Below are 25592 nucleotides of genomic sequence, written 5' to 3'. Positions count from 1 at the left end.
AAAATGCTGAAAGGTTTACGTATAGTGTTGTTATTGGTACTTTTTCCTGTGGTTATGGCCGCTCAGGAGGAGGGCTTTACGCAGCAGGATTTTGATGATGTATACCTCAGCGAAATTAAAGAAGAGAACATGCAGCTTTCGGCCAGGATAAAAACATTTCCAGATGCTGTTAAAGAGGTAAACAAACAGGCTGCACAAGCCATACGAAATAAAGATTATAAAGCGGCGCTACGCTTTGCTAATAAGCTGGACAGCATAGACCCAAAAAATGCCGACATAAAGAATTTTAAAGGCAAGATGCTTGCAAAAACGGGCGATTCAAAGCAGTCAATAAAAGCATTTAGTGATGCCATTAAGCTAAATCCTGATAACAAATGGTTTTATATTAATAAAGCAGGGGCCCAAGCCGATGCCGGCATGCATGCAGAGGCATTGCTTACAATACAGGAACTAAACAGCCGTTTCCCACAATGGAGTATAGGCTACAATTATAAAGGGGCATTATTGCACGCCCTTAACAAAGATAAAGAAGCTGTAGAGGCCTACACTACAGCCCTTAAAAATAAGCCCGAGAGTGCACTTATTGCCACCAATTTAGGCGATTTGCAATTGCAGTTAAACAATAAGCCGGCGGCAGTAGAGGCTTACAATAAAGCCCTCTCCCTGCAACCGGACTATAAAAGGGCACAGGAAAAATTAAATGTTGCTAAGGTTAATTAATCTCATTGAACTGTACGGGGCGTATGCCACAGGTTCATAAAAATATAATGCTATGCCAATAAGCACACAAATAAAGATACAGATAGCAGGAGAAACACTAACACGTTTTTCGAGGCTTGTAATAGACCAAAAGGTACATACCCACCACAGGTTTTCGCTGTTGCAGCCGCTGCCTAAAGAGTTTGTAGACCAGGCTATAGATAAAGCCCAGGGCTATATAGGGCAGCCTGTTAAAATTGATATTACGCCCACCAGCATGTCCACACAGTCGCCTTTAGTGTTTAACGGTATTATTACCGAAGCGCAACTGGTAAGGACCGCAGGGGCATCGGGTGGTATTATAATTAATGGTTACAGTCCTACTATTTTACTTGAGGGCGCGCCTACAACCCGCTCATTTAGCGACAGCACTCTGGCCGATGTTGTAAAAGAGGTATTAAAATCTTATCCGGATGATAGCCTTAAACCTTCGGTAGAAGTACAAAAAGACACATCATTACCCTATACCGTGCAATATGCCGAAAGCGATTTTAGCTTTGTGTGCCGCCTTGCCCAAAAGAAAGGGCAATGGCTGTATTACAATGGCGAAACACTTCGTTTTGGTGCACCACAATCTAAAACATTAACACTGGAGTATGGCCGCTCACTGCATTCTTTTAATATAGAAATGCGTGCAAAATCGCTTGGCTTTGAGTACATGGGATATGATGCCTCTAACGGCGAAACCCAAAAGGCCAGCTCTTTTGAAGTCAACTACCAGGCGCAGGGATATTCTAAGTCGGTATTTGAGGCTTCTAAAAAAATGTTCCCCAACACTTCTACCTTATTATATTCTAACGCTGTAGAAGAGGGCAATTCTAAAACACACCTTACTGACAGGGTTACCACGCAGTTGCAATCACGTGCTGCCGACCTTGTTACGGCTAAGGGAGATTCTGATGAAACAGGATTGCGCATTGGTGATGTGGTTACTATAAAAGAACCGTCTTTTTCGTTAACCGGCAATGTGCTGGATGGGCTTCAGGAGCAAAATTTTGGCAGTTATATAGTTACCGATATTATGCACGTGTGCGATGAGTCCGGCAACTACCACAATACATTTGATGCCGTGCCAAACACGGTAGCAGCACCGCCTTATGGCAACGTACACAGCATACCTATTGCAGAGTCGCAACCGGCAGTAATTGTAAATAATGATGATCCCGCCGGGCTTGGCCGGGTTCAGGTGGCATTTGCATGGCAGCAGGAGGCCGGTAAGAACACCCCGTGGATACGTATGGTTAACGGACACTCCGGTAGCGGTAAAGGACTTTATTTTATCCCGGAAGTTGGCGAAGAGGTTTTAATAGGTTTTGAGGGTGGCAATGCCGAAAAGCCTTTTGTGCTCGGTGCCATGTATAACGGCAGCGCAGCCAGCGGCTATGCTACATCGGGTAACAACAATAAGGTTATCCATACACGGTCGGGTACAAAGATGATCTTTAATGATGATGAGGGCAGCGTACTAATTGAAGACCCAAGCGGCAACACATGGTCTATGGATGGGCAGGGCAACATCAGCGTAAGCGCACCTAATGATATTGTAATGACGGCAGGAGGAAACATCTCTATGACGGCGGGCCGTGACATCAATTCATCGGCGGCAAATAATATTATTGAGAGTGCCGGTATAGATAAATTTACATCGGTAGGTATGATGCTAAATACCTTTGTGGGGGGCAGCAGCATGATGAATGTTGTGGGTGATATGACCGAATATATTGCCGGGAATGTAGAGTCGCATACCGAAAAAGACAGGCTAACCAATAGCAAAGAAGGTATGGAGACCAGTACTGAGGGTGAAATTGCCAAGCATTCTCAAAAAGAGATAAAAATGAATAGTGCCGAAAAGGCTAAACTGTTTTAACAATGACCAGGATACGTAATGTTGGCGGCAAGATAACTGAAACTACCGGGGGTAATGAGACACTTCACGCCGGTAAGGATATTATTTATAATGCCAGTAAAGCTATAAACATTAAAGGGAACAACGGGGTTGTTTTTGGGCAGCCCGGCCAGTTAACTGATTTACGTATCACTAAACTGGAAGGTCCATATGATGAGACCGGCAAGCTGGTTTCTGAAATTAGGGTGGGCCAGAGCTATTCGTATTTGGCTACACCAACCCGAACGCCCACCGCATCTGAAGTATTGCTGCTAAAATGGGCCGCAAAGATTGACGATGGTGAAATTACCGAGATACGTGCGGGCGGTGTACACAACCAATTATCCAATGGGAAAATTACTGTAGGTATAAGGGTTAATTCTGAATTTAAGAATGTAAAGATATACGCTTATTTTAAAGCAGCCAGCGAGAGTGTGAGTGTTTCGGCAACCGGTAAAAGCAGGTACCCTATGCTTGTTTTGCAAGGATCGAGAAGAAAAGGTAAAAACAGGGAAAACACAGGGACAGCCTTAGATATGCTTGCCGGTGATTACCCTGAAAATGCTGCAGGTTTTGAAAAGCTACGAAAACAGCTGTACGATGAGACCTATAATTTAGAGGCGCAGGACGGATGGTTTGATACCCCAAGGGCAGATAATGCCAAAGCCGATTCTGATAATAGGATGAAACAGGTTAAGGAATATTGCAATAAATCTGACGATGAGCTTTTCAGGATCTTTAAAAGCGAGATACAGGGTATTTATTCTTCGGGAAAAATTGAAACCGTTGCCGGAGAAATGGTTGATAGGATGAAGAGCAACTCAGGCGGCGAATACACCAACAAAGATCTTACCGATGCAGTTATAGCCCACGGTAATTCTAAAACATTTATTGCTGCGGTTAAAAAAGTTGTAGACGAATACGTTAAAGAAAAGAAAGGCGAAATATCCGATCTTGAAATTACCGATGACGGTAAAGGAAAGCTTTACGATAAGCTGGTTCGCGATGGGGTTGATAACCCTAAATTCAGCGATTGGTTCAGCGGGCTTGGCATTACTATTAACGATGTATGGGCCTACCAGATCTATATAACTGATTATAAGGTAAATGGCAGTAATTACGAAATGAAGCTGGAATATATTTATTACGACCATTTTGGGTTAGATTATCCTGATATCCAAAAATATGATAAGAGTATATTTTACAGCTGGTTCGTATTGCAGCATTTTAAAGGCTACAAGCCTTTTATAACCAAGTTAGATATTGTTGGCCCTTTAAACGGCACATTTTAATTCTCAAAATGAAAAAAAAATTTGCAATAACAGCCTTACTAATTGCCAGCTTTATTAGTTGCACAAACAAAGATACTATGACCATTGAGCCTATAGATAAAGAACTTAACAGCCAGCTCTTAACCGGCGAGCGGTTAGATCCCAACCTTTTTAGCCGTGCCGATTTGTTGCAGTACTACCAGGTATCGGATACCGATGGTGTACCTCAGTCCGAAATTCAGGAGAAATTAAATGGTTTTGTAGAGAAGAATTACGATTTTAAAGAGGTAGCTAAATTCGCATCGCTTACAATATTTTTTTACAAAAAAGAAATGCTTACGGATTATGAACGAAGGGATCTGTTTGAGTCGGCAAGGGATAATGAAAGCGGATCGATAACAGGTCAGGATAATAATAAGCTGTCGGTAGTACTACTAAGACAAGTACCGGGCTCAGATAAAAAACTGGTAAGGCAGTTTACATTGTACGATAAAAATGCTGTGTTGCTAAACGCTACCGATACCCTAAATATCAACCAATAATACAATTACTATTTAATGCCAATACAAGTGCAGCCGGTACCGTTTAACAATAACTGTTTGTTTTTTAACCGTAAGGATTTTAGGAAGGCCTACGCTGTAGAAGTTATAATAGATATAGAAAATACAACGCCGCAGATAATAACCTACAGGGCAGAGGTTTTTTATAGTGTAAATAGTTTAGGACGCAGTGTGGCCGAGGTAATAACTACCGGTTTTTTAGTAAACAATAAAGCGCCGCAAAGCATACTGGAAGAAATGGCGGTAAAATGCCGTGAAACCCTTGGCAGGTGCGTGTTTGAAATAAATGTAAGGAACGAGATCATTGGGATAGAAAATTATTTTGAGATTCTTAAAAAATGGGATGGGGTTAAAGAGAAGCTACTTATAGAAAACACCGGCGAGATTGCCGAAAGGTATCTGGAGCTGTTTGAAGAAACCTTAAAAGATGCCGATGTATTGCTGGCAAAGCTTAAAAAAGACCCGTTTATAAATAACTATTTCTTTCCGGTGTATAACGATCCGTTTCATGGGTTGCAAAAGAAGGCTAAGGATAGCTTTACTTTTTTTAATATAGAATATGATGAGGATGTTGTTTTAGAAATAACTGAAGACGGAAATTTTGATGAATATGGCAATGCCACGATTATCAAACAGCTTGTAAATCAAAATAATGATGAACGTGCCATACCCATAGAGGTTTATGAAACCAAGTACACCTTAGACGGTGCACTGGCAATTAAAAGGATAGATGGCGTGTTCCTGAATTTTGGCAAGAGGTATTTGTATACCATAGAGCAGGTTAGTAGTAATGATGAGTCTTAAAATGTAACTATTATGGCACAAAAACATATAGTATGCCACGGCGCAATTTGTATGTGCAACTTTGGGGCATCGCCGGATAAGCTAATGGTTAAATCGCATAAAAAAGAATTTATAAATGATAGCGAAGGGAGTAAAAAACTCATAGCATCAGATAAAGACCTTGGGCCTACGTTCGAGAAAAATACCTTTGGCCCCTGCCAGAAACAGCCATCGGGGTCGGGTAATAAACCATGTCAGGCTATAGTTAATAAATGGAGTGGCTTTTATGAAAATGTAACCCTCGAAAACAAAGGCAAAGTACTTTTAGAGGATTCTAAAGGTACATGCCCCATAGGCGGCCCCGATTGTATAAAAATTACCTTTCATGGCCAGGCAAGCGCGCCTACGGCACAAAACGCCAAAGCAGCCAACCAGGACATAATGGGCGTTTTAAACCCCATGGTAGAAATGGAAGAGTTTGCCGAAGACGAAACACCTAATTACACCTAATGTTATGAAGGGAGTAGCAAAAGTTATTGGGCCTGCAAACCCTAAAATAGGAGAAACTAACTTTTATGAGGTAGCTTCTTTTCATCCCGGTACGGTAGTAACCAACCCTGCCAGTATAAAGTGGAAACTTTTCCAGTTTAAGAACGGTAAGTGGGTAGAAGTTGTTGGCCCCATAAAAACCGGGAAAAAAGTAACCTATAGTTTTCCGCAAAAGTGGTACGGCAAAAAACTGCTTATAGAAGCCTATTTGTTTGAACCGGAGGCTAAATCGCCACCGGGGCATATTGTACAGCCGGTATTAGGCGAAAAAAAGATTGTTAAATCAGAGATACTAAACAGCCAGGGCGGGCCTCTAACAGAAAAGCCTAAATATGGGCAAAGCATCCTGCTTAAGGTCACTACAGAGAACATGCCGGGCGATACCCTAAAGCTTAGTCTTTGGGAGCGCGATACCTTTACAGATAAAGGGCACGACCCTAATAACAACCAGCTGTTATGGTCGGGCGAGGCTAAGGTTTTAAAGAACAGCGGTGTTGTAGAGAAAAAGATAAACCTAACGCCGGAGCTAATGCGCCTTTCTAACAAAGGGTATCTTTACGAAGGCGGCGAGCACGAATATTATTTGCTGGTTGAAGCCAACAAAAAAAAGGTAATATCTTCTACAGCAGCGATAGCTAATCAGGAAGTAAACCTTAGCGCTAATAAACCTGCGGCTAAGCCCACTGCAAAACCGGCAGCTAAGCCTGCAGAAGAACCATCAATTGCCGATCAGCTTACGGTTATGGTAAAGAATGTGCTAAGCTGGGACCCGTTTAATATAAGGGGTACAAGCAAAGGTGTGGTAGAAGACCCGGGCGATAAAGAAAATAATAAGAAAAAAGGCAAGTGTTTTTGCAACAGGGATATAACACCCGATGAGCTTAAAAAAATGGTTAAGAATATTAGGGATACTACTTTTTACGAGGGTAAAACCATTACCTATTACCATCAGGAAAAGCTGTTTTATATTTATGCCAAAGTGCCGCAGGGAGACCGTACGTTTGCCAAATTTGCCGAGGTGCTTAACAAGGCATTCACTAAATATGATATTAATACCTGTGCCCGCAAAATACATTTCCTTGCCAATATGTATGTAGAAACTATGTATTTTACGGCAACCCGCGAAGGTAAGGGGATCAATAGCTTTAGATATGATCCATACAGGGGCAGGGGGTTCCAGCACTTAACGTGGAAGGAAAACTATGAAGCCTATAAAAAGGTGTCGGGTGTAGATGTAGTTACTGATTATGAAAAAGTTGCCGATGACCTTAACATTGCTGCCGATAGCGGTGCATGGTACTGGAAGAAAACCGGTATTAATGCCTACGCAGATAAAGACAGTATTTTTGATACCGCACGTTTAATTAACTATCCGGGGGCTAAAAAAAGTTCGTCTATCAATGGTTATGTAAACCGGGAAACTGCCTGGCGCGAACTCAAAAAAATATTTAATTATCCGCAGGACTGCGTTAATAAAACAGTTAAACCTGCACCGGCCGGTGTTATGTGCCCTACCTGTAAAACAGAGCATTTTAACCTATCCGGCAAGGTTACTTGGCAAACACAGTTTGACCCTAAATGGGGTACAAAAAAGCAGCAAAACTCGGCATGTAAAAAAACCTGCGATGCCATCCTTAACGCTTACGGGTTAAGCAGTACCTCTCCTTTAAGTAAGTATCAAACTGCTATGGAGAATAAAGACCATACGGCCTTGCTTATAGATACTAATGTATCTAAAATTGGGGTAAAATATTTAGACCTGCAGTTAAAAGAAGGCAACCCTGTACAGGTAGGGGTAGACCACGACCTTAATTACAGGAACGCATCTATCAACGAAGGTACGACCGACCACTTTATTGTTATCGTAGCAAAGTTATGCGATAAGGGCAGGGTGTATTATCGCTTTTATGATGTGGGGACCAGCCACGAAAGCAAAGGCAAGAGCGAAAACAACAGGCTGTATTTAAACCTGTCTGACTATTCGCTTAAAGGCACAACTGTATACAATGGTAATCATTATACCGTAACACAAATTAGAAATAACCATAAAAAATGAAAAAAATAGTATCGCTTTTATTAATCTTTATTTTACTATCATGCAGTTCTAAAGAGGCCGGGACTGATTATCACGGGGCGTGGCTAAGGGTTAAAAAAGTAAATGCAGAATATGTTTTGGTAGACTGCGGTTATGATGGCGAAAGTATTATTGCAACGGCTCAAACCATAATGTATAAAGGGGTAATGGAAGATGTTGATACTAAAATAGATCATACCAAACAGGAGGGCGATGCCACTATTTTGTTTATTGATAAAGAAGAGAAATCGTATTACAAATTTACATGGGCTAATAAAGATAAGGGCATAGCACAATGGGAAACTAAATACACCGATTCTCCGGCCGTTGTAAGTTACTTTGTTAACCAAACTAATAGTGATAAGATAAAGGTTGTAAAAGGCGGCGAGGGCGACTGTATTACAAGCGACGGCAAGGATGTGGGCGATGTTGTAAACGATTCGTTTAAAATAGGCGATGGCAGTAAAGTACTGTATGTAGAGGATGGCGATTGCATTTCGGTTAAAAATACAAAAGACGAAATGCTTTACGAGCGTTGCTTTGAGAACAGCATTGTAAAAATAAGGCAGATAAAGGGCAACCACTTGCCGCTAACCATCATTAACGGCAGTAAAAGTTTAGATATCGATTTTATGAGCCAGGGCGATGGCTGGGTATCAAAAACGGTTACATATTATAATGGTGAATTAAAAACAACGCAGGCTATAGAAGTAAGTATAAAGGATTTTGACTTTGATGCTGTTATAAGCAAATTCGGTAACCAGGAAGTGACGCCCAACTCAGGCAAAGCATCGTTAGAAGACCTAAAGGACAAGCAAAAACTTCATGATCTTGATATTTACAGCATTGCAGATATTTTAGCTGCTAATCCGTTATCTAACGCTAACGTTACAACATATAATGATGCGGCTTATAATCTTATAGAAAATGAACAATTTAATGAGGGCAGGATCATCCTCTTAGAGGTTGTAAAGTTTGCCCCTGACAGAACGGGTGCTTATTTAAATTTAGGCGATGCCCAATGGGGTTTTGATGATAAGGATAATGCTAAGGCTTCCTATAAAAAATATATCTCTTTAATGGGTAAAGCAACAGCTAAGATACCGCAACGGGCTTACGACAGGAGTAAATAATTAGAGTTAGTTATAAAAAAACGAAGCTGCACTTAGGTGTGGCTTTGTTGCATTATAAACACATTCAAAGTTGCTCAATCAGTAATATTGGTAAGAGAAACAGTAATTTGTATACTACAGTAAAGAATTATAATGAGGATATTTGTATCTGCACATTTATTGTTCTTTAGATTGTTTGAAATTCATAATTAATTGTTTGAATATCGTTAAAATAACTGACTGTGTAAATATACATTTGTTCCTTGCAGTTCATCTCTGCAATGTTTACAGTATCATCATAAAATGTATGAAGATAACATTACCATTTTTATTTAAAATATTTTTTATTTCTTTTCTGTTAATTACGGCTTCTGCTTCTGCACAGTCCGTTCATGAATATGACACCATTAAACGTGCCGATTCTATCAGGAGCCATTCGCTGGAAGAAGTTGTTATCTCGGCTTCAAGAATATCAGAGAGCATCCTGAAATCACCGGTAACTATAGAGAGCGTTAATAATGCGTTTTTGAGAAACACAGCATCGCCCTCTTTTTTTGATGGGTTAGAGAATATAAAGGGTGTACAGATGCTTACGCCAAGCCTTGGCTTTAAAATAATTAATACTCGTGGTTTTGCTAATACTACAAATGTGCGTTTTACGCAGCTTGTAGATGGGGTTGATAACCAGGCGCCACACATAGGTGCGCCCATAGGCAATGCCATGGGGCCGAGTGACCTGGATATAGAGCGTGTGGAAATAATTCCCGGATCGGCATCGGCTCTTTATGGGTTAAATGCCATTAATGGTCTCGCTAATTTCATAACCAAAGACCCGTTTACCAATACCGGCATAACGTTTCAGCAAAAAACCGGCGTTAATCATATTGGCGATTCTAATTCTGATGCTGCATTGTTTACGGAATACAGCTTACGTGTAGCAGAGAAATTATCAAATCGCTTTGCTTTTAAAGTTAATGGTACGTTTACCAAAGGTAACGACTGGATAGCCAACAACCGTACCGACTTGAATGCCAATGCTAATTCGGGTATAGGTATAGTTGGTGGTATTAACAACCCGGCATACGACCCGGTTAACGGCTATGGTAATGAATCATCTAACCGCCGCACGCTAACGCTTGATGGCAGGCGCTATGTAGTAGTGCGTACAGGTTACAGTGAGCAGGATGTAACCGATTATGATATTCAGAATATTAAGGCCGATTTAGGCTTGTATTATAAATTAAGCCCCAAAACAACTATTAGCTACACCTACCGCTTTGCCGATCTTAACAATGTGTACCAACGCGCTAACCGCTTTGCGCTAAAGGATTATATTTTACAGCAGCATGCCGTAGAGCTTAAAAACGATGTATTTCAGATGAGGGCTTTTGTAACTACAGAGAATACAGGTAAATCATATAACCTGCGATCTGCGGCAGAGAATTTAGACCGTAGGTTTAAATCGGATAACGATTGGTATGCCGATTATACCACTGCGTTTAATGGTGCATTAGCGGTACAGGGCACAAGTCCTTCGCAGGCACTTAACCAGGCACGCGCGGCTGCCGATATGGGCAGGCTGCAACCCGGAACCGCAGTTTTTAATACGGCGCTTAAAGAACTGGCCGATATTAATAACTGGGATGTTGGTGCTGCTTTACGTGTTAAAGATAAATTAGTGCATGGCGAGGCCCAGGCAGATATTTCTAAGCTATTGGGAGGTAACTTTAAAGAAAACACTGGGCTAAACCTGCTTGCGGGTGTTGATTACCAGGCTTATATTATTAAGCCCGATGGTAATTACTTTATAAACCCTGCCGAGGGTAAAACATTTGAAACCTTTAGCTACGGTAAAACTGGGGGTTTTGTACAGGCAGGCAAAACAATTTTTGATGGCCTTTTAAAATTATCTGCTACACTTAGAGTAGATAAGAATGACTATTTTGATGTAAAATACAATCCGCGGTTTACGGCCGTGGTTACTCCGGGAACCGATCAGAGTATAAGGATGTCGTACCAAAGCGGGTCGCGTTTTCCCAGTATATTCGAGGCGTTTTCTAATGTAAACAGTGGCGGGGTACGCAGGGTAGGCGGCTTAAAGGTAATGTCTAACGGTGTTTTTGAAAATGCTTACCTGCGCAGCTCTATAGATAAGTTTCAGGCAGCGGTTACCACCGATTTTAATAACGGAGTGCCTCTTGCCGATGCTATAAAAAATCAAAAAGATCTGCTTGTAAAAAACTATTATAGCTATTTAAAGCCTGAACATATTAGCTCTGTAGAGCTGGGTTATAAAGGCCTGTTTGCAAACAGGAGCCTTAAGGTAGATGCTGATTTTTACTTTAACAAGTACAACAATTTTATTGCCCAGGTAGAGATGAACATACCCAATACTACCGATGTAAACCAGATACCCACCTACCTTAATGACAGGAGTCAGCAAAGCCGTTACCGCATATATACCAACTCGCAAAGTGTGGTATACAATTATGGTGCGAGCCTGGGTTTAAGTTACCTGCTTGGTGCGCATTACACAATTAGTACAAATCTATCCTATGCTAAATTAAGCCGTACGGAAAATAACGATGGGTTTGAAGACGGCTTTAATACGCCCGAATGGATAGGCAACATTACATTTGGTGGCGAGGATGTTATAAAAAATCTGAGTTTTAATGTAACCTATAAACGCCAAAGCAGTTTTTACTGGAGGTCGTTTTTAGTAAACGGAAATGTTGAAGCTTACGGTACTGTAGATGCACAGGCAAACTATAACTTTTTTAAAGATAAGCTTAATATTAAGGTAGGGGCAACTAATATGTTTAACAAATACTACTATTCATTTTTAGGTGGTCCTTCTATAGGAGGGCTATATTATACAACGCTTACTTATAGACTGTAATATTTTAAAGTCAAAATAGTAAGGATAAACTATCAAAATCATTGCTTTTAATCATTTTAAGAAAATTTTAGCATGTATGTTTGAATTTTGCAAGTTATTGTTTGAAATTCATTAGCTTAATTCTGAATATTAAGTTAATTTTATACAACTTCAGAGATATTGTTTTTTTGTTAGGTAACAATCATAAAATAAGTAAACTATGTCAGTATTAAAAATCAATGGGCAGTCGTATACCATAGATGCCGATGAAAATATGCCATTGCTGTGGGCCATACGCGATATTGTAGGTCTTACAGGTACCAAGTATGGCTGTGGTGTGGCGCAGTGCGGTGCCTGCGTGGTACATTTAGATGGCGAAGCTGTACGATCGTGTGTTACAAAGGTAAGCAGGGCGCAGGGCAAACAAATAACCACCATAGAGGGCTTATCTAAAAACAACGACCACCCGGTACAACAGGCCTGGCAGGAAATAGATGTACCACAGTGTGGTTATTGCCACTCGGGACAAATCATGTCGGCAGCCGTGTTGTTGCGTGAAAATCCCAACCCGTCTGATCAGGATATAGACAATGCTATGGCTGGTAATATTTGCCGATGCGGTACCTATCCCCGAATACGTAATGCAATAAAAATTGCGGCCGAAATTCAGCGTAAAGCCACCAAATCATAAGTAGATAATAATCATATAAATACACACTTATATCAATAAAATCTACAATTATGAAAAATAAAGAAATAAACAAAAACGTCATACTCAAAAAAATAACGGTTTCGCTAACCGTAGTATTGCTAATGGGCGCATTAACCGCCTTTAGCTACAACACAAAATTAACATCGGCTAACAACTATATAAGAGTTCCGGATGCTACTCAAAAGAAAAAAGACAGCGTTGCTTCTGTAAAAGCATTTGCAAAGGTTTATAGCGTGCTTATGAGTCCGCGTTGTATGAATTGCCACCCTAAGGGCGATGTGCCGTTACAAGGCGAAGACAGCCACTTGCACACCATGCAGCCCAAGCGCGGCAAAGATGGTAAGGGTTTATATGCTATGAAATGTGCCAATTGCCACCAGCCCGAAAATTCGCCGGGGCTACACGCCCCGCCGGGTAACCCAAACTGGCATTTACCTCCTTCCGATATGAAAATGGTATTTGAGGGCAGGACTGCGCACCAACTTGCAAAACAGTTGATAGACCCTAAACAAAACGGGCATAAAGACATGAAAAAGCTTATTGAGCATGCCGATGATGGCTTGGTACTGGCCGGTTGGAAACCTGCCGAAGGTTATGCATTGCCGCCAATAAGCCATGCAGAATTTAAAAAAGCCTGGATTACCTGGCTTGAGAACGGCGCTTATGCACCTAAACCATAACCAACTAAATTTAAATGAGTATGCCATCAATTACAAATACATCAAAAAGAAATTTTTTGAAGATTGCAGGTTTAGGGGGCACAGCCCTTTATCTTGGATTATTCTCATCAAATTCAAGTGCCAGTGTAATTAACGCTTCAGAAATTGAAGGTGATCCACAGTCGGTCGAGTTAAATGCCTGGGTTATAATAGATACAAGCGGTAAAGTTACTTTTGTAGATCATCGTGCCGAAATGGGGCAGGGATCATACCATAGTGTGCCACAAATACTTGCCGAAGAACTTGAAGTAGGCCTTAACGACATTAATGTTGTATTTGGCCAGGGCAACAGAAAATATGGTAACCAAATTACCGGAGGTAGTTCTACCATACGATCAAACTACAAGAATTTCCTTAAACTTACCGCAAGCGCAAGGGAAATGCTAATAGCTGCAGCAGCTGCCAAATGGGCTGTACCCCACCAGGACTGTTACGCAGAGCTTGGGCACGTAATACACCGTCCTACAGGAAAAAGAGCACATTATGGCGAATTAGTGGTGGCAGCTTCTAAAATGGAAGTTCCTAAAGATGTGAAACTTAAAAAGCGTGCCGATTATAAATTGATAGGCAAGCCAATTCGCCGTATTGATACAAAACTTAAAACAAACGGAAGCGTAATATTTGGCCTCGATAAAAAATTACCGGGCATGATGTATGCGGCGGTTGAGCGTAATCCGAGGCTTAGGGGTAAAGTAAAAAGCTTTGATGCGACTAATGCATTAAAGGTGCCGGGAGTTACTAAAGTATTCAAAATAAAAATGCTGGTTTTTAAAACCTACCGCGAAGGCGTTGCAGTAATAGCTAACAGTACTTATGCAGCTTTTCAGGGTAAGAAAGCGCTTAAAGTAGAGTGGGACGATTCTGGTTTTGAACATATTAATACTGCCGATATTTTTAAGAGACAGGAAGAAAATGTAAAAACTAAAGAAGGGCTTTCTTATAAAAAGCAGGGCGATCCCGATAAGGCTATTGCTACAGCTGCTAGAAAGTTAGATGTAGTGTATCAAACCCCATATCAGTCGCATTATGCTATGGAGCCACTTAATTGTACCGCACATTACCAGGGAGACAAAATTGAAGTTTGGGGCCCCATACAGGCGCCTGACTGGGTGCAGGATGCGCTTAGTGGAGAATTTGGTATGCCTCGCGAAAAAATATTAGTAAACATGACATTTTTAGGTGGTGGGTTTGGCCGTAAAGCTTTTATGGATTATCCGCACGAAGCTGCCGTTATATCTAAAGAGCTTAACGGCCCTGTTCAGGTAGTGTGGAGCAGGGAAGATGATGCCACACAAGGGCCTTACCGCCCGGGCATAACCTACCGTTGCGAAGGTGCAATTAATAACGGCAAGATAGAGGCACTAAAATTCCGCATGTCCGGTCAGAACAATGGCCATTGGATGGGAGGAAAAAAAGATGAGGCAAATGATAGTACAAGTGAAGGGTTTTTGGCGCCATACTTTGATAATATAAAGAATATCAGCTTTGCCGATGTACCTTTTGAGATTCCTATTCCGAGCATGTGGTGGAGATCGGTATATGCATCTACCAACGGCTTTGCTTTTGAAAGCTTTTTAGATGAATTATCGGTAGAAGCCGGCAAAGACCCACTTGCGCTAAGAAGGGAATACTTAGATGAGCGTTGCCATAAACTTATCGATAAACTTGAAGAAGTGTCAGGCTGGAAAAAGCGTAAAAAAAATGAAGGCTATGGTGTTGCTATTACCGAATGTTTTTCATCTACAGTTGGTCATATTGTTAAAGTGTCGCGTCGTGATGGCGGCGGCGTAAAGATAGACAAAGTTTGGGCCGTGATGGATTGTGGGTGGTATGTTAACCCTGATATTATAAGGGCTCAGGTTGAGGGTTCTATAGTAATGGGGTTAGGTGCAGCGGCATTTCATGAAGTTACTTTTAAAGACGGTATGACCGAACAAAAGAACTTTTATTCGTACCCCATGCCGCGCATAAATGATATTCCACCTATAGAGGTATATGTTATGGATAATGCTGAAGATGCCGGTGGGGTAGGCGAGCCGGGATTACCTCCATTAGCCCCGGCACTTACCAACGCGATTTTTGACCTGACAGGCAAAAGGATACGAACGTTGCCGTTTAGTTTAGAGGCAGTTTAGAATTTAATAATGAAAGAGATAAGCGATATACTAAAAGCATTTTCGGCAGCAAATAGCGCGGGTAAAAAAACGGCTTTGGCAACGGTTGTAAAGGTTGAAGGATCTTCCTACCGCCAGCCCGGTGCCCGCATGCTCGTTACCGAAGATGGCCAGCTAACCGGAGCTATAAGCGGCGGCTGCCTGGAGGGCGATGCACTGCGTAAGGCGCTACTCGCCATTAACCAGCAGCAGAATAAGCTTATTACCTATGATACCAGTAACGAAGATGATTTAGAGTTTGGGGTTCAGCTGGGGTGTAACGGTATCGTCCACATTCTGTTTGAATATATTGATACTTCTAAAAGCAACAATCCTATACAATTGCTGCAACAACTGGAGGCAGCTCGTAAAGATGCGGTTGTAGTTACGTTATTTTCAATTAATAGGAAATCCGCCCAGCCGGGAACAGTTTTGTTTTACAGGGATAGGGTATCAATATCAAATACTGAATTTGATTATATACTATCTGATGTTGAAAATGTAATACAAAATAAAACTTCGATCATAAAAAAAGTTGAGGTTGATGAGGTTATTTACGAGGCGCTTATAGAATACATTGCCCCGCCGGTTGCCCTGGTAATTGCAGGTGCAGGTAACGACGTCAAGCCACTGGTAGCAATGGCATCATTATTAGGCTGGGAAGTTACTATTGCTGATGGCCGTGCCACTCATGCTACCACACAGCGCTTTCCACAAGCTAAAAATGTGTATTTGGCTAAGCCGCAGGAACTAATTACTAATATAGTTGTTGATAACAGTACATTTTTTGTGCTCATGACGCACAACTACAAGTACGATCTGGCTTTGCTTAAATTATTACTGGAAACAGATTGCAATTATATTGGCATCCTCGGGCCAAAAACAAAACTGCACCGTATGTTTAACGACCTGAACGATGAGGGAATTACGGTTACTGATGAGCAGCTCGATACCATTTACGGACCCATTGGCCTTGATATTGGCGCAGAGACTTCGGAAGAGATTGCGGTATCTGTCGTGGCCGAAATTAAGGCGGTTATGAGTGGCAAATTGGGCACATCGTTAAAATATAAAGAACAAAAGATACACACTGCTACACTGGTAGTTTAAAATACGGATTTATGATACAGGATACCTTTGGCCGTGTGCACGATTACCTGCGGATATCGCTTACCGATAACTGCAACCTGCGCTGCTTTTACTGCATGCCCGAGGAAAAGTACGCTTTTGCACCGGCAGCTAAACTGATGCAGGTACATGAAATTGAAACCCTTGCCAAGCTTTTTGTAGCACAGGGAGTTAAAAAAATACGCCTTACGGGTGGTGAACCATTGGTTCGTAAAGATGCCCCAAAAATTATTGAAGCATTGGGCAAGCTTGATGTAGAGTTAGCAATAACCACTAATGGTATTAGGTTAAATGAGATGCTGCCAGAGCTGCTTGCTGCAAATATTCGAGCTATAAACATTAGCCTTGACACCCTTCAGCCTGATAAATTTCTGAAAATCACGCGTCGTGATCTTTACCATCGTGTACGCAGCAATATTGAACTGCTTTTGCATCATGGCATCAGGGTTAAGATTAATGTTGTAGTTATGAAAGACCTTAATGACAACGAGATACTCGATTTTATTGCCCTTACAAAGCATAACAATATAGAGATCAGGTTTATAGAATTTATGCCCTTTGCAGGCAACAAATGGAGCAGTAACCAAGTTTTTACGCTGCATGAAATACTGTCTGAAATTGCCACAAAGTACGATGCCCTGCCTATAACGCCGGAGGCTAACGATACCTCTAAGCGGTATATGATTCCGGGGCACGTAGGCTCGTTTGCTGTAATAAGCACCATGAGTGCACCGTTTTGCGATAGCTGCAATCGTATGCGCCTAACGGCTGATGGCAAGCTTAAAAACTGCCTGTTCTCTAAATCAGAGACTGATTTGCTTAGTGCTTTACGAAACGGAGAAGATGTATTACCTTTAATTCACGAAAGTATTCAATCGAAGGCGAAAGCGCTGGGTGGCCAGTTCAGCGGCGTGTTTAAAAACATAGATACTTCTACCTTAGAAAACCGCAGCATGATAACCATTGGAGGATAATATGGCAGAAACAGGCATTATTATATTAGCCGCCGGTAACTCATCGCGGTTAGGAAAACCAAAACAATTGCTTCAATATAACAGCTATACATTACTGCGTAATACCATAATACAGGCAAAACTCCTGCCCGATAGTCCCGTTATAGTGGTAACAGGTGCGTATAAAAAAAATATTGATGAAGAGTTAGCGACCACTGCTGCAAAAGTGGTTTACAATCCTGAATGGGAAACAGGCATGGCCTCATCAATAGCAATAGGTTTACAACAATTGCGGTTATCTAACCCTCAGATAAAAACCTGTATTTTTACAGTATGCGACCAGCCATTTCTAACGGCACAGGTTTTTAAAAACCTGACTGATCAATATAAAACATCAGGAAGAGGCATTATTGCATCGGCGTATGCCAATACATTGGGCACACCGGTTTTATTCAGCAGTAATTATTTTGAAAAACTTGAAAACCTCAGTGGTCATGAAGGAGCCAGAAAACTGATACAGCTTTACAAAGATGATGTTGCCTTTGTAGCTTTTGAAAAAGGAGCTATTGATATTGATACAATTGAAGATTACAATAACCTTATTAGCCAATAATGATCTCAGTACAACAAGCAAAACAAATAATTCAGGATGCTGCACTGGCTCCTAAAATAGTAAAGCTTCCTTTGTCGGAGGCTTTTGGCTTTACCCTTGCAGAGGATATTATTGCCACGGTTGACATTCCTAATTTTGCGCAATCGTCTATGGATGGCTATGCGTTTAAGTTTGCAGATAAAGATAAACCGCTGAGCATCATTGGCGAAATGGCCGCGGGTGTTGCCAACCAGCTTACTATTGACACCGGACAGGCAACGCGTATTTTTACAGGTGCGCCGCTGCCACAGGGTGCCGATACGGTTATAATGCAGGAAAAAGTTGCTGTAGAAAATAAGCTGCTTACGTTGCAGGATGATAATTTATCGTTCGGGCTCAATGTTCGCCCTAAAGGCGCTGAGGTTAAAAGGGGCGAGCTTGCTATAGCAAAAGAAACCTATTTGTCGGCGGCAGCCTTGGGCTTCTTAGCAGGTATAGGCTGTACACATACCCATGTTTATGCTGCGCCAAAACTTGCCATTATACTTACCGGTAATGAGTTGCAGGAACCCGGCAAGCCGTTGGAATTCGGGCATGTGTATGAGGCTAATTCAGTTATATTAACCGCAGCCCTGCATAAGGCGGGTATAAACGATATAACCATACTGCGCAGCGATGATAACCCCGAAACATTAACTTCTGTACTTAAACAAGCCTTAGAAAGTAATGATGTTGTACTGCTTAACGGCGGTGTTAGTGTTGGCGATTACGATTATGTGGTTGGAGCTACACGGGCTTGTGGTGTAGAACAAAAATTTCATAAGATAAAACAAAAACCGGGCAAGCCTTTATTTTTTGGTACTAAGCATGATAAACTGGTTTTCGGGTTGCCGGGCAACCCATCGAGTGGGTTAACCTGTTTTTACGAATACGTGCTGCCCGCGTTAGAAAGATCAATGCATAAACAGGCGAGTGTGGTAGTTATAACTGCTACTGCTACCCATAATTATACCAAACCGGCTGGCCTTACGCACTTTTTAAAAGCTTTTTATACAGAAGGTAAAGTAACGCCTTTGCATGCGCAGGAATCGTTCAGGCTACACTCGTTCGCGCAGGCCAATTGTTTTATAGTTTTACCTGAAGATTCAACCGGTTGCACAGCAGGAAATACGGTTGAAGTTCACCTATTACCTTTATAATTTATGACAATAGAACTATTTTACGGTATAATTTTTTTTGTTGCCTTTTTATATGCAGCCGTAGGCCATGGCGGCGCCAGCGGATACCTTGCCCTAATGGCATTGTATGGCGTAGCGCCTGAAGAAATGAAGCCTACTGCTCTGATGCTTAACCTATTTGTATCGCTTACATCATTTATACAATACTACAGGGGCGGCTATTTTTTAAAGAAATTATTCCTCCCCATTGCTGCGGCATCCATACCCATGGCGTTTATTGGCGGCATGATAACGGTAGAAGAGAATATTTACAAGCGCGTTTTAGGAGTGTTATTATTGTTCCCTGTAATACGGTTTTTCTTTTTTAAAAATGTGGAAGACAAAGACCTTAAGCCATCCAACCTAACCATAGCAATAGTTACCGGTGCAGTTGTTGGTTTACTTTCAGGCATGATAGGTATTGGCGGGGGCATTATACTGTCTCCTATATTGTTGCTGCTTCAGTGGACTAATCAAAAGCAAACAGCAGCCATTAGCGCTGCCTTTATTTTTGTAAATTCGGTAGCCGGGCTGGGAGGGATGCTTACCCAGGGCATTAGTTTTACCGGTAATATGGTTATGTACATTGTTGTGGCCTTTATTGGCGGACTTTTAGGCGCCTATTTTGGGTCGAAAAAATTCAACCAAAATGTGTTAAAATATGTACTGGCCACCGTATTGTTGTTGGCATCCTTTAAATTATTATTTACAACTGCTTAATATTATGAGCATTAAAATTATAGCCTTTGGGCAAATAGCAGAAATTACCGGGCGCGAACTTATTGTTGAGGCTCAGGATATAAATGGCCTGCGTGCAGCATTACAGGCCCAGTTTCCCACTTTGGCCGAAAAAAAATATGCTATTGCAGTTAATAAAGTATTGGTTATCAACAATATATTGCTTAACTATAACGACACGGTAGCGCTTATGCCACCATATTCAGGAGGATAATATATGGAAAACCACAATACCCGTTACGCTCGCCATTATTCTTTAAAGGATTTTGGTTTTGAAAGCCAGCAAAAACTTGCTGAAGCCAAAGTATTGGTTATAGGCGCCGGTGGCCTGGGTTGCCCTGTGCTACAATACCTTACGGCTGCGGGGGTAGGCACTATTGGCCTTGCCGATGATGATGTGGTGTCACTTAGCAACCTTCAACGCCAGGTATTATATGCTACAGAAGATATTGGCCGCGCTAAAGCGGCGGTGGCCGCGGTAAAGCTACAGCAGCTAAACCATGATATCATCATTAATAGTTTTAAGATGTTGGTTAACAGTACCAATGCGTTAGAACTAATAGCAGATTATGACATTGTTGTAGATTGTACCGATAACTTTGCGGCCCGTTACCTTATTAACGATGCCTGTGTGTTGCTAAACAAGCCCTTAATTTTTGGGGCTGTATACCAATACGAAGGGCAGGTAGCCGTGTTTAATGTAGCCGATACTAAGGGTAATACAACCAACTACCGCCACTTATTTGCTACACCACCGGATCCGCTTGACGTGGACGACTGTAATGAAGCGGGAGTGCTGGGCGTTTTGCCGGGAATAATTGGAACACTTCAGGCAACTGAAGTCATAAAATTACTTACAGGAACAGGAGAGGTGTTGATAAATAAATTATTGACATTCAATATACTTACGTATAATAATTTTGTTATCGAGATACCTGAAAATAAAGAAATTGCTGGACACATTCCCGTTGATGAAAAGGCTTTTAAAGCCACCGATTACAACTGGCTTTGCGGTACATCTGTAAACGGTATTGAAAACCTTGTTGATGAAGTCTTTATGCAAAAAATCAACCTTCCGGATACGTTAGTTATAGATGTTCGTGAGGCGTATGAACTGCCAAAAGCAGATTTTGTAAACCTTAACATTCCGTTATCAGCGCTAAGCCAAAAAATACCCGAAATTAGTGAGAATAACATAATTTTGTTCTGCCAAAGCGGCAAACGAAGCTTAAAAGCAGGCCGATTATTATTAGATAAATTCGGTAATATTAAGAAAATAAGTCACTTACAGGGCGGAATCATCGCTTTACAAGAAAACATAAATGAATAAACCTATTAAAAATATATTTATGCAAGGGCCTGTAAACCCAGTGTTTATAGGCGAGAGCATTGCAAAGCACTCGTCTAAAAAAGATATTGGTGCCCATAGCATTTTTTTAGGTCAGGTACGTGCCGATGTTATAGACGATAAAACAGTAGTTGCTATAGAATATACTGCTTATGAGGAACTTGCGTTGCAGAAAATGCACGAGCTACGCGAAGAAGTTTTCGGCAAATACGATCTTACCTGCATGCATGTGCACCATAGCCTGGGCGAGGTTAAAGCTGGCGAGCTGTGCCTGTTTGTATTTACGTCATCCAAACATCGCCAAACGGCCATAGATGCCTGCGAAGAAATTGTAGAGCGCATTAAGGCAGAATTACCCATCTGGGGCAAAGAAATTTTTGAAGACCAATCCCATCAATGGAAATTAAATAGCTGATATGGTAGATATTACACACAAATCGTTCACATTACGTAAGGCCATTGCTAACGCTACGGTGCAAACATCATCACAGCAAACTATTGATGCCATAGAACAACGCAAAGTACCCAAGGGCGACATCTTTGAGTTTAGCCGTGCAGCTGCGCTCTTCGCCATAAAAAAAACCAGCGATGTTATACCGGATTGCCACCCATTACCTATAGAATATGCTGCAATTGCCTATAAAACAGAGGGTTTGAGTGTAGTTATCTCGGTAGAGGTGCATACCATTTACAAAACCGGGGTAGAGGTAGAGGCCATGCATGGCGCATCGGTTGCGGCACTGGTAATGTACGATATGCTTAAACCCATAGATAAACATGTTGAAATTCAGAATATTAGGTTGCTGGAAAAACACGGTGGTAAATCCGACCCTAAAAAATATTCAGAAAAGGGTTTAACGTGCGCTGTAGTAGTATGTTCTGACACGGCTTACCGCAGCGAAAAAGAAGATACATCGGGCAAAGCAATCGTGTCATTACTTGAAAAACAAGGGCTTACAGATGTTGAGTACACCATTATCCCCGATGATTTTGATACCATACAAACCACCCTTAAAAACTATGTAGCTCAAAATAAAGACCTTGTGATATTTACGGGTGGCACAGGCCTTTCGGCACGCGATGTTACCCCCGATGCCGTTGAACCACTGATAGATACGCACATTCCAGGCATTATGGAAACCGCCCGTGCCTACGGCCAGCAGCGTGTTAAAACAGCCATGCTATCACGTGGGGTAGCAGGATTTGCTGCTGATACACTGGTACTTACACTGCCGGGATCTAAAAAGGGCGCCGAAGAAACTATCGCCGCCCTATTCCCGCAGGTATTGCATGTGTTTGAAGTACGCGAAAACAGGCCACATTAATACTTAATGCGCTGGTTGTCTTTGGTTTGCGACTAATTCGGTTATCTTGGCAATTGTAGCTTTAATGTCGTCGGTAGTGGTAAACCTGCCAAGGCTAAAACGTATGGACGCCAATGCATCTGCATCCGTAAGTCCCAGTGCTTTAAGTACATACGATGGCTCTGTGGTTACTGCAGAGCATGCCGAACCATTAGATACTGCAATGTTTTGCAATGCGAGTATCAGCTTTTCTGAGTTTATTCCCTTGAAGCACAGGTTGATAGTATTGTAAAGGCGGTGTTTTGTGGTTCCATTAATAAATGTACCGTTTATTTTAAGTAACTCATTTTCAAGGTGATTACGCATTTCTTCAATATGTTTAGATTCTGTATCCATCTCATCTTCAGCTATTTTGCAGGTCTTTCCTAATCCAATAATTCCCGGTACATTAAGAGTACCATTGCGCAGCTTTCGTTCATGACCGCCCCCATGTTGCTGTACTTCAATAAGTTGACGTACCTTTGCCGATGCATATAGCGCCCCAATACCCTTTGGCCCATAAAACTTATGGGCACTAAACGGCATCAAATCGATGCCAAGCTGCTGAACATCAATAGGTAGCTTACCAACTGCCTGCGTTGCATCGGTCATAAACAGTGCACCTTTTGAGTGGGCAAGGTTTGAAATTTCGCTAACTGGCTGTATAACACCTGTTTCATTGTTGGCAAACATCACGCAAACCAGTAAAGTATCAGGCCTTATAGCAGTCTCTAATATGTGTAGATCTATTAAACCATACTGATTTACAGGTAGATAGTTTACCTCGAAACCATTGCGTTCCATATAGGCACAGGTATCTAAAACGGCTTTATGCTCTGTAGCCACAGTAATTATATGTTTCTTGTGTGAATTTATTAACCCTTTGATAGCTAAGTTAATAGCTTCTGTAGCGCCAGATGTAAAGGTAATTTCTTTCGGCCTGGCGCCAATCAGGTCTGTTACCTGCTCCCTCGCAGCCTCAACTGCCTCATTTACAGCGAGTCCGAATAAGTGGCTGCTACTTGCGTTAGCATAATCCTGTGTGAAATACGGCAACATTGCTTCTAAAACCCTGTCATCCAAACGGGTAGTAGCGTTATTGTCGAGATATATTATTTGGTTATTTTGGGACATTCGGTTTCAAAAATTATGACATCAAGATACATAAAAATGAGTAATCTTGAATAAAGAAAATACTTACAATTAGTATATGAAAAGTGCTTAATATTTCACTTTCGGACTCTGAGTTACGCACTTTTTGCACTAAAAATATTTTCAATTGTAGACGACTTTAAAAGGATGTCTCAGTTAAGTAAAAACTTCATTTTTTATTTAGTGATGTGTTTGAGATAATCTTCTACCGTTTCATAATTTTCTGCGTGCAGTTTCTTTTTTAAACGCATTTTGCACGCCCTTACACTTTGAGGAGAAATCCCCAAAATATTTGCCATCTCAATCCCATTAAGCTGTAAGCGCATTAACACCATTATACGTATTTCGGCCTCAGTAACTGCTATACCACTTTGCCTTATCCTGCTAAAGAAATCGGGATAAATAGCCTTAAACCGCACCTTAAAGTTGTCCCAGCCATCATCGGTAAGGATTTTTTGCTCTAAAAGTTCAGAGACTTCCTGTGTTGTAGAGACAATTTCATTTTTAGGCTCTTTCTGTAACCTGCTAATAATATTATTCTTTTGGGCAAGGTCAACAATATACGTTTTAAGCTCTTCTTCTTTTACGCTTATAAGCTTTTTAGAATTATCAAGCTCTAACTCAAGCTGTTTCTTCCTGAATGAAATCAATGATAGATATCGGTAAACAAAAAATGCCGAAATAAGCAGTACCATAAAAACGGATACTAATAACAGTAGCAGCTTGTTATCGGCAATTTCTTTCTCATTTTGCAGGTTCTTTATTCGCAGGTTTTTAACTTCTACACCTAAATTTGCCTGGTATTGGGTTAGTAAATTGCTTTGGTTGGCCTCCATAATTTCTTTTTCAACATCATAATGCTTCTTAAAGTAATATAATGCCGAATCCGGCTTATGAAAAATATCGTAATTGCGCGACAGTTCCCGATACCCTTCGCTTATGCGCACTTTGCTATTAACTTTTAGGCTTAAATTAAGGCATTTGTATCCTGTAGCTAATGCCTTTTGCTTGTCACCCTGTTTTGCGTATACCGTGCTAAGGTTTTGATAGGCTGTTGCCATACCCTCGGTATAATTTATTTTTTCGCACTCTTTTAGCGAAAGAAGGTAATACATTAACGCCTCCGAAAAGTTATTGGAAAACCGGTATATCTGGCCCTGGTTATTATAGGCAATGGCCAAGTCGCGTGGCTCTTTGATTTCTTTAAACAACCTAATGGCCTCATTATTTTGATTGAAGGCTTCATTAAAATTGCGCTGCTCTTTTAGTATCAGGGCCCTGTTAGTATATGTTAAGCCCAAAAGCCTTTTCATGCCATTTTTCTCTGCCAGTGCAGCTGCTTCGGTATAGCATTCCATAGCTTGTGCATTGTTTTCCAGGCGCCAGTGTACCAATCCTAAATTATTAAGCAATGTAGCAGTTTGCGCTTCATCGCCGGATTGTTTTACCATTTTGTAAGCTTTTGTAAAATACTTTAGGGCTTGTTCATAATTACCCATGCGCCATTGCTCGTTACCCTGGTTGGTAACGAAATCAGAGGTTCCTTCAGCAAGCTCGTTTACCTTTAAAGGTTTAGTCTTATCAGTATTGGTTGTGCATGCAACAGCCAGCAGTAAAAAACACCACCATAGGATTATTATAGATTTTCTCATCAAAATTTTGCACA

At 41.3% G+C, this 25592-nt stretch carries 23 protein-coding genes; 21 read left to right on the top strand and 2 right to left on the bottom strand.

Translation table 11 applies throughout. From position 1 onward, the window contains the following. Positions 1–3: 3 nt before the first annotated feature. The 21 genes from FMM05_RS05435 (at position 4) to moaCB (ending at position 22756) form a co-directional block, all read left to right on the top strand. Positions 4–720: a tetratricopeptide repeat protein gene (locus FMM05_RS05435; RefSeq protein WP_143372332.1), complete on the top strand. Its 717-nt coding sequence runs from the start codon at positions 4–6 to the stop codon at positions 718–720. Between the two features lie 52 nt (positions 721–772). Further along, on the top strand, positions 773–2626 hold the full coding sequence (locus FMM05_RS05430; RefSeq protein ID WP_143372331.1) for a type VI secretion system Vgr family protein: 1854 nt from the start codon (positions 773–775) through the stop codon (positions 2624–2626). A gap of 2 nt (positions 2627–2628) precedes the next feature. Continuing rightward, positions 2629–3936, top strand: coding sequence for a DUF3289 family protein (locus FMM05_RS05425; protein WP_143372330.1), 1308 nt, complete (start codon positions 2629–2631; stop codon positions 3934–3936). Positions 3937–3944: 8 nt separating this feature from the next. Continuing rightward, positions 3945–4457, top strand: coding sequence for a hypothetical protein (locus tag FMM05_RS05420; protein WP_143372329.1), 513 nt, complete (start codon positions 3945–3947; stop codon positions 4455–4457). 15 nt (positions 4458–4472) lie between these two features. Beyond that, entirely contained in the window at positions 4473–5279 is an 807-nt protein-coding gene (locus FMM05_RS05415; protein ID WP_143372328.1) for a hypothetical protein, read from the top strand. A gap of 12 nt (positions 5280–5291) precedes the next feature. Further along, positions 5292–5768, top strand: coding sequence for a DUF4280 domain-containing protein (locus FMM05_RS05410; RefSeq protein ID WP_143372327.1), 477 nt, complete (start codon positions 5292–5294; stop codon positions 5766–5768). A 4-nt stretch (positions 5769–5772) separates the two neighbouring features. Next, entirely contained in the window at positions 5773–7863 is a 2091-nt protein-coding gene (locus FMM05_RS05405; protein ID WP_143372326.1) for a glycoside hydrolase family 19 protein, read from the top strand. Beyond that, positions 7860–9014, top strand: coding sequence for a tetratricopeptide repeat protein (locus FMM05_RS05400; protein ID WP_143372325.1), 1155 nt, complete (start codon positions 7860–7862; stop codon positions 9012–9014). Before FMM05_RS05405 ends, FMM05_RS05400 begins: the two co-directional genes overlap by 4 nt. 286 nt (positions 9015–9300) lie before the next feature. Beyond that, entirely contained in the window at positions 9301–11892 is a 2592-nt protein-coding gene (locus FMM05_RS05395; RefSeq protein ID WP_235894362.1) for a TonB-dependent receptor, read from the top strand. A 199-nt stretch (positions 11893–12091) separates the two neighbouring features. Continuing rightward, positions 12092–12562: a (2Fe-2S)-binding protein gene (locus FMM05_RS05390; protein ID WP_143372324.1), complete on the top strand. Its 471-nt coding sequence runs from the start codon at positions 12092–12094 to the stop codon at positions 12560–12562. A gap of 50 nt (positions 12563–12612) precedes the next feature. Beyond that, positions 12613–13263, top strand: a complete 651-nt coding sequence (locus FMM05_RS05385; RefSeq protein WP_143372323.1) for a cytochrome c — start codon at positions 12613–12615, stop codon at positions 13261–13263. Positions 13264–13319: 56 nt separating this feature from the next. Beyond that, on the top strand, positions 13320–15437 hold the full coding sequence (locus FMM05_RS05380; RefSeq protein ID WP_221932248.1) for a xanthine dehydrogenase family protein molybdopterin-binding subunit: 2118 nt from the start codon (positions 13320–13322) through the stop codon (positions 15435–15437). 9 nt (positions 15438–15446) lie between these two features. Next, complete coding sequence (locus FMM05_RS05375; RefSeq protein ID WP_143372321.1) at positions 15447–16565, top strand: XdhC family protein; 1119 nt, start codon at positions 15447–15449, stop codon at positions 16563–16565. Positions 16566–16576: 11 nt separating this feature from the next. Continuing rightward, entirely contained in the window at positions 16577–17557 is a 981-nt protein-coding gene (gene moaA / locus FMM05_RS05370) for a GTP 3',8-cyclase MoaA (RefSeq protein ID WP_143372320.1), read from the top strand. A gap of 1 nt (position 17558) precedes the next feature. Next, positions 17559–18149, top strand: coding sequence for a nucleotidyltransferase family protein (locus tag FMM05_RS05365; RefSeq protein ID WP_143372319.1), 591 nt, complete (start codon positions 17559–17561; stop codon positions 18147–18149). Continuing rightward, positions 18149–19327 carry a molybdopterin molybdotransferase MoeA gene (locus FMM05_RS05360; RefSeq protein ID WP_143372318.1) on the top strand — a complete coding sequence of 393 codons (1179 nt, stop codon included), beginning with the start codon at positions 18149–18151 and terminating at the stop codon, positions 19325–19327. Before FMM05_RS05365 ends, FMM05_RS05360 begins: the two co-directional genes overlap by 1 nt. A gap of 3 nt (positions 19328–19330) precedes the next feature. After that, positions 19331–20065: a sulfite exporter TauE/SafE family protein gene (locus FMM05_RS05355; protein WP_143372317.1), complete on the top strand. Its 735-nt coding sequence runs from the start codon at positions 19331–19333 to the stop codon at positions 20063–20065. 4 nt (positions 20066–20069) lie between these two features. After that, positions 20070–20297, top strand: coding sequence for a MoaD/ThiS family protein (locus FMM05_RS05350; RefSeq protein ID WP_185965509.1), 228 nt, complete (start codon positions 20070–20072; stop codon positions 20295–20297). A 3-nt stretch (positions 20298–20300) separates the two neighbouring features. Continuing rightward, on the top strand, positions 20301–21413 hold the full coding sequence (locus FMM05_RS05345) for a HesA/MoeB/ThiF family protein (RefSeq protein WP_143372315.1): 1113 nt from the start codon (positions 20301–20303) through the stop codon (positions 21411–21413). Beyond that, a complete protein-coding gene (locus tag FMM05_RS05340; RefSeq protein ID WP_143372314.1) occupies positions 21406–21846 on the top strand; it encodes a molybdenum cofactor biosynthesis protein MoaE in 441 nt (146 codons plus the stop codon). The genes FMM05_RS05345 and FMM05_RS05340 overlap by 8 nt, the downstream gene beginning before the upstream one ends. A gap of 1 nt (position 21847) precedes the next feature. Then, positions 21848–22756, top strand: a complete 909-nt coding sequence (moaCB, locus tag FMM05_RS05335) for a bifunctional molybdenum cofactor biosynthesis protein MoaC/MoaB (protein ID WP_143372313.1) — start codon at positions 21848–21850, stop codon at positions 22754–22756. 3 nt (positions 22757–22759) lie between these two features. On the opposite strand, the gene FMM05_RS05330 is transcribed toward moaCB, so the two are convergent. Together FMM05_RS05330 and FMM05_RS05325 are read right to left on the bottom strand one after the other, a co-directional pair. Continuing rightward, positions 22760–23908 (bottom strand): cysteine desulfurase family protein, encoded by a 1149-nt coding sequence (locus tag FMM05_RS05330; protein ID WP_143372312.1) that lies wholly within the window; start codon positions 23906–23908, stop codon positions 22760–22762. Positions 23909–24102: 194 nt separating this feature from the next. Beyond that, positions 24103–25578 carry a tetratricopeptide repeat protein gene (locus tag FMM05_RS05325; protein WP_185965508.1) on the bottom strand — a complete coding sequence of 492 codons (1476 nt, stop codon included), beginning with the start codon at positions 25576–25578 and terminating at the stop codon, positions 24103–24105. Positions 25579–25592: the final 14 nt, after the last annotated feature.

This window comes from Flavobacterium zepuense, from assembly GCF_007097145.1.
Taxonomy (GTDB): domain Bacteria; phylum Bacteroidota; class Bacteroidia; order Flavobacteriales; family Flavobacteriaceae; genus Flavobacterium; species Flavobacterium zepuense.
The sequence above is the reverse complement of the archived record's forward strand: the minus strand, read 5'-3'. Positions and strand labels throughout refer to the sequence as shown.

What these genes read in the sequence shown, in the direction of transcription:
- FMM05_RS05405 (WP_143372326.1), top strand. Translation starts at nt 5,773, where the DNA reads ATGAAGGGAGTAGCAAAAGTTATTGGGCCTGCAAACCCTAAAATAGGA.
- FMM05_RS05360 (WP_143372318.1), top strand. Translation starts at nt 18,149, where the DNA reads ATGATCTCAGTACAACAAGCAAAACAAATAATTCAGGATGCTGCACTG.
- FMM05_RS05325 (WP_185965508.1), bottom strand. Translation starts at nt 25,578, where the DNA reads ATGAGAAAATCTATAATAATCCTATGGTGGTGTTTTTTACTGCTGGCT.
- FMM05_RS05425 (WP_143372330.1), top strand. Translation starts at nt 2,629, where the DNA reads ATGACCAGGATACGTAATGTTGGCGGCAAGATAACTGAAACTACCGGG.
- FMM05_RS05365 (WP_143372319.1), top strand. Translation starts at nt 17,559, where the DNA reads ATGGCAGAAACAGGCATTATTATATTAGCCGCCGGTAACTCATCGCGG.
- FMM05_RS05385 (WP_143372323.1), top strand. Translation starts at nt 12,613, where the DNA reads ATGAAAAATAAAGAAATAAACAAAAACGTCATACTCAAAAAAATAACG.
- FMM05_RS05430 (WP_143372331.1), top strand. Translation starts at nt 773, where the DNA reads ATGCCAATAAGCACACAAATAAAGATACAGATAGCAGGAGAAACACTA.
- FMM05_RS05435 (WP_143372332.1), top strand. Translation starts at nt 4, where the DNA reads ATGCTGAAAGGTTTACGTATAGTGTTGTTATTGGTACTTTTTCCTGTG.
- moaCB (WP_143372313.1), top strand. Translation starts at nt 21,848, where the DNA reads ATGGTAGATATTACACACAAATCGTTCACATTACGTAAGGCCATTGCT.
- FMM05_RS05395 (WP_235894362.1), top strand. Translation starts at nt 9,301, where the DNA reads ATGAAGATAACATTACCATTTTTATTTAAAATATTTTTTATTTCTTTT.
- FMM05_RS05400 (WP_143372325.1), top strand. Translation starts at nt 7,860, where the DNA reads ATGAAAAAAATAGTATCGCTTTTATTAATCTTTATTTTACTATCATGC.
- FMM05_RS05415 (WP_143372328.1), top strand. Translation starts at nt 4,473, where the DNA reads ATGCCAATACAAGTGCAGCCGGTACCGTTTAACAATAACTGTTTGTTT.
- FMM05_RS05410 (WP_143372327.1), top strand. Translation starts at nt 5,292, where the DNA reads ATGGCACAAAAACATATAGTATGCCACGGCGCAATTTGTATGTGCAAC.
- FMM05_RS05390 (WP_143372324.1), top strand. Translation starts at nt 12,092, where the DNA reads ATGTCAGTATTAAAAATCAATGGGCAGTCGTATACCATAGATGCCGAT.
- FMM05_RS05420 (WP_143372329.1), top strand. Translation starts at nt 3,945, where the DNA reads ATGAAAAAAAAATTTGCAATAACAGCCTTACTAATTGCCAGCTTTATT.
- FMM05_RS05340 (WP_143372314.1), top strand. Translation starts at nt 21,406, where the DNA reads ATGAATAAACCTATTAAAAATATATTTATGCAAGGGCCTGTAAACCCA.
- FMM05_RS05345 (WP_143372315.1), top strand. Translation starts at nt 20,301, where the DNA reads ATGGAAAACCACAATACCCGTTACGCTCGCCATTATTCTTTAAAGGAT.
- FMM05_RS05350 (WP_185965509.1), top strand. Translation starts at nt 20,070, where the DNA reads ATGAGCATTAAAATTATAGCCTTTGGGCAAATAGCAGAAATTACCGGG.
- moaA (WP_143372320.1), top strand. Translation starts at nt 16,577, where the DNA reads ATGATACAGGATACCTTTGGCCGTGTGCACGATTACCTGCGGATATCG.
- FMM05_RS05375 (WP_143372321.1), top strand. Translation starts at nt 15,447, where the DNA reads ATGAAAGAGATAAGCGATATACTAAAAGCATTTTCGGCAGCAAATAGC.
- FMM05_RS05330 (WP_143372312.1), bottom strand. Translation starts at nt 23,908, where the DNA reads ATGTCCCAAAATAACCAAATAATATATCTCGACAATAACGCTACTACC.
- FMM05_RS05355 (WP_143372317.1), top strand. Translation starts at nt 19,331, where the DNA reads ATGACAATAGAACTATTTTACGGTATAATTTTTTTTGTTGCCTTTTTA.